This is a genomic window from Vibrio sp. 1562 (assembly GCF_033340155.1).
GTDB classification, from domain to species: domain Bacteria; phylum Pseudomonadota; class Gammaproteobacteria; order Enterobacterales; family Vibrionaceae; genus Vibrio; species Vibrio alginolyticus.
In genome coordinates, this window is sequence record NZ_JAWOVY010000133.1 from 1 (window position 1) to 995 (window position 995).

Annotated in this window: 1 protein-coding gene; it reads left to right on the forward strand. The window is 46.6% G+C overall.

From position 1 onward, the window contains the following. A partial coding sequence (locus R7Z49_RS23705; RefSeq protein ID WP_318112168.1) for a 5'-nucleotidase C-terminal domain-containing protein occupies positions 1–807 on the forward strand: 807 nt, incomplete at its 5' end. Positions 808–995: the final 188 nt, after the last annotated feature.

A 995-nucleotide genomic window follows, 5' to 3' on the forward strand; every position in this document is an offset into this window, starting at 1 on the left:
AACCTTGCACAAAAAGACTACGTTGAACGTTTCATTCAAGGCGATCCAGACCTTGCTGACATTCCAGTTTTGAGCGCGGCAGCGCCGTTTAAAGTGGGCGGACGTAAAGATGATCCGAACGGCTTCACTGAGGTAGAATCTGGCCAACTGACTTTCCGCAACGCCGCCGACTTGTACCTATACCCAAATACGCTCGTCGCAATGAAGGTGAAAGGCAAAGAAGTACATGAATGGCTAGAGTGCAGTGCAGGCCAATTCAAGCGCATTGATGTCAATACGACTCAGCCACAATCGTTAATTGATTGGGATAACTTCCGTACGTACAACTTTGACGTGATTGATGGTGTGGAATACCAAATCGACATCACTCAACCACCGAAGTACGACGCGAGTTGTAAAGTCATTAATCCGGACTCCCAGCGTATCGTGAATCTGACTTTCAATGGCAAACCAGTTGATCCGAAACAAGATTTCATCATTGCGACTAACAATTACCGCGCGTACAGCAATACCTTCCCTGGCACGGGTCCGGACTTCATTGCATTTGACTCTCCAGACGAAAACCGTTCTGTGGTTGCTGCGTACATTTCTCGCGTCAGTGAGGAAAAAGGCGAAGTCACGCCAAGCGCTGACAATAACTGGTCGTTCGCACCAATTAAGTCAGACAAAAAACTGGATATTCGCTTTGAAACCTCACCGAGCGAAAAAGCTTCGAAGTTTATCCAAGACAAAGGCCAATACCCGATGAAACGCGTCGCAACTGACGAAGTGGGCTTTGCGATTTATCAGATCGATTTAAACAAATAAGCGACTCCATGCTCAAACTAGCGGCTTCTCAGTGAGCCGCTTTTTGTTGCTGCGCAAAGCAGTTAAGATAGTTCAAATGCGCTAACCCTTTCACTGCAGATAACCTTCATGCAAAACGACGTATTTTTCGATCTCACTCAACATGGCTTGTCAGAAGATGAAGCCTCACAACTCATGGTCTATGGACA